The following is a 3,149-nucleotide window of genomic DNA, read 5'->3' on the forward strand; positions in this document are numbered from 1 at the left end:
GGCCGGCGCCGACGATTTCATCCTGCACGTCGCCGCGCGCGACACCGAGGACCTGCGCTCGTTCGTGGTCGAGAACCTCAACGCCGACGCCGACGTCGCGGGCACCCAGACGTCGCTGATCTTCGAACATCTCCGCGGCGCCGCTCCTATCTAATACTTGGGCCTCGAACTAGCCCGATGATCACGCGCATGACAGATCCGTCGGCGTCCGCAACCGTCCAGATCGACTGCAGCCCGGACGAGGTCTACCAGCTGATCACCGACCTGCCGACACTGGCCGAACTGGCCGAGGAACCGGTCGCCATGGAGTGGCGCAAGTGCGTCACCGAAAACGGCGCAGTGTGCGACGGGGCGGTGTTCGTCGGCCACAACGAAAACGGCGACCACCGCTGGACGACGAAGTGCACGGTGACCGACGCCGAACCGGGCCGCCGCTTTGCGTTCGACGTCCGGTACACCGTCCTGCCGATCGCGCGTTGGCAATACGACATCGTCGCGGCCGACGGCGGCTGCCGCGTCACCGAGAGCACCTGGGACCGCCGGCCGGGCTGGTTCCGCAAAGTGGGCGGCAAGGCCACCGGTGTCGCCGATCGGACGGCGGCCAACGCCAAGCACATCCAGCTCACCCTGCAGCGGCTCAAGCAACGTGCGGAAGCCGAGTGACCTGCGCGGTTTCAGTCAGCCTGCTGCCGCATCTATACTTACGAATCCATCGTGTCCAGCTGAATGACATTTGCCGGGCATGTGTAAAGCGGAGGCAAGGGGGCCTTAAATGTTATCCGCCGAAGTCACCGTCGACGACCAGGCGGCTGGTCCGCACGATGCTTCTCTAGATCACGAGCGCCTAGTCCTCGAGGCTCGTGACGTCGAGTTCGACTGGGCCAGGCTGCCGTTCCACTATGTGCCCAACGAGCCGCTGGCCACCCACGTCCTCAACGTCCTGCACCTACTGCTGCCGGCGGGCGAAGAATTCTTCGTCGAGGTATTCAAGAAGACGTTGCCGCTGATCAAGGACGACCAGCTGAGGCTGGACGTGCAGGGATTCATCGGCCAGGAGGCGATGCATTCCCAGGCGCATTCCGGCGTGCTCGCTCACTTCGCCGCCCAGAACGTCGACCTGACTCCGTTCACCGGTCAGGTCAAGTGGCTGTTCGACAAGTTGCTGGGGGAGAAACCGCGGCGCAGCGCGCGGCGACAGCACAGCTGGCTGCTGGAGCAGGTCTCGTTCATCTCGGCGATCGAGCACTACACCGCCGTGCTGGGCGAGTGGGTCCTCAACTCCCCGGAGCTCGACGCCGTCGGCGCCGACCCGGTGATGCTGGACATGCTGCGCTGGCATGGCGCCGAAGAAGTCGAGCACAAAGCGGTGGCCTTCGACACCATGAAGCATCTGCGGGCCGGGTACTGGCGGCAGGTACGCGCGCAGCTGGCCGTCACGCCGGTGATGTCGCTGTTGTGGATTCGCGGCGTGCGGTTCATGTATTCGGTGGATCCGCTGCTGGCACCGGGTACCAAGCCGCGCTGGCGGGACTACTTCCGGGCGGCACGCCGGGGTTTGGTGCCCGGGCCGGTGCGACTGGCCCGGGTGGTCGGTGACTACTACAAGCCCCGCTTTCACCCGTCGCAGCTGGGCGGCCTCGACCTGGCCGTCGACTATCTGGCCGTCTCACCCGCTGCCCGGGCGTCGCACTGAATCATGATCGTTACCGCTACCGACGGCGTTACTCTGGCCATCCACCACTACAACGAGATCGACCCGCAGCGCCCGACCATCCTGGCCATCCACGGCTGGCCCGACAACCACCACGTGTGGGACGGAGTCGCCGAACGGCTGCTCGCCCGCTACAACGTCATTGCCTACGACGTGCGTGGCGCAGGCGAATCATCCTGTCCGGCAGACCGTTCCGGGTACCGGTTCGCCCAGCTGGCGTCCGATACCGACACCGTGATCGACAGCCTGGGCGTCGGCAAGGTGCACCTGCTGGCGCACGACTGGGGCTCGATCGCTACCTGGAACGCGATCACCGACGAACCGCTGATGGGCAAGGTCGCTTCGTTCACCTCGATCTCCGGACCGCACCTGCGGTACGCCGGCAGGTTCCTGCGGTCGGCGCGCACTCCGAAGGCTGTCGCCGACGTCGCCAAACAGCTTGTCGGGTCGGCGTATATCGGCTTCTTCCTCTGTCCCGGTCTGCCGGAGCTGGCGTTCCGCTCCGGGTTGGGCGTGAAAGTCTTTGGCGGGCTTGAACGTATCGGGCAGTCCAGCACCCGAAGCCAGCGCGATGCCGCGCCCCGCGCGATCGGTGACTTCGTCAACGGGCTCGGCATGTACCGCGCGAACATGCCCAAGCCGATGGTGTCGCCCGGACCCGACTCAGACCTGCCGCACACCACCGTGCCGGTCCAGGTGCTGGTGCCGCGCAAGGACCGCTTCGTCACGCCCGCCCTGCAGCGATTCACCGGTGCGATTACCCAGGGCGGCAGGGTCATTCCGATCGAAGGTGGGCACTGGGTGGTGACGTCGCGTCCAGACGTCATAGCCCGGCTGACCGCCGAATGGGTAGATCATGTCGCCGACGGTACGGCTGCGGGCCCGTCGGGCGTGCGCGCCGGCCGACGTGAGGTGCGCGGCAAGCTCGCGCTGGTCACCGGGGCGGGCGCGGGCATCGGCCGGGCGACCGCGGTGGAACTGGCCCGTCAGGGCGCGCGCAAGGTGCTGCTCGTCGATCTCGACTCGGTCGCGGCCAAGGAAGGCGCGGACGCCGTTCGCGCGGCGGGCGCCGAGGCCGCGGTGTACCAGGCCGACGTCAGCGACGAGGCCGGGATGGATGAGCTTGCGGCACAAGTCCGCAACGAGCACGGCGTGGTGGACATCCTGGTGAACAACGCCGGCATCGGAATGGCCGGCCGGTTCCTGGAAACGACCTCGGCCAACTGGGACGCCATCATGGGCGTGAACGTCCGCGGCGTGATCACCGGCAGCAGGGTGTTCGGCGCGCAGATGGCCGATCGCGGCGAAGGCGGAACGATCATCAATATCGCGTCGGCTGCCGCATTCCTGCCGTCGAAATCGATGGTTGCCTACAGCACGACGAAGGCCGCGGTGCTCGCGTTCAGCGAGACCCTGCGCGCCGACCTCGCCGACGAGG

Annotated in this window: 4 protein-coding genes; all 4 read left to right on the forward strand. The window is 66.9% G+C overall.

The genetic code is table 11. The features are described 5' to 3' along the window. A partial coding sequence (locus VML93_RS17280; protein WP_325612496.1) for an Lrp/AsnC ligand binding domain-containing protein occupies window positions 1-154 on the forward strand: 154 nt, incomplete at its 5' end. A gap of 35 nt (window positions 155-189) precedes the next feature. After that, a complete protein-coding gene (locus VML93_RS17285; RefSeq protein ID WP_325612491.1) occupies window positions 190-663 on the forward strand; it encodes an SRPBCC family protein in 474 nt (157 codons plus the stop codon). A gap of 109 nt (window positions 664-772) precedes the next feature. Beyond that, entirely contained in the window at window positions 773-1,693 is a 921-nt protein-coding gene (locus VML93_RS17290; RefSeq protein ID WP_325612492.1) for a metal-dependent hydrolase, read from the forward strand. A gap of 3 nt (window positions 1,694-1,696) precedes the next feature. Continuing rightward, window positions 1,697-3,149 (forward strand): SDR family oxidoreductase (locus VML93_RS17295; protein ID WP_325612494.1); only part of this gene is annotated, 1,453 nt, incomplete at its 3' end.

It is taken from the genome of Mycobacterium sp. (genome assembly GCF_035499775.1).
Lineage (GTDB): Bacteria > Actinomycetota > Actinomycetes > Mycobacteriales > Mycobacteriaceae > Mycobacterium.

Bases quoted from the DNA above. Each gene is read 5' to 3' on its own strand.
- VML93_RS17290 (WP_325612492.1), top strand. From the start codon at position 773: ATGTTATCCGCCGAAGTCACCGTCGACGACCAGGCGGCTGGTCCGCAC.
- VML93_RS17285 (WP_325612491.1), top strand. From the start codon at position 190: ATGACAGATCCGTCGGCGTCCGCAACCGTCCAGATCGACTGCAGCCCG.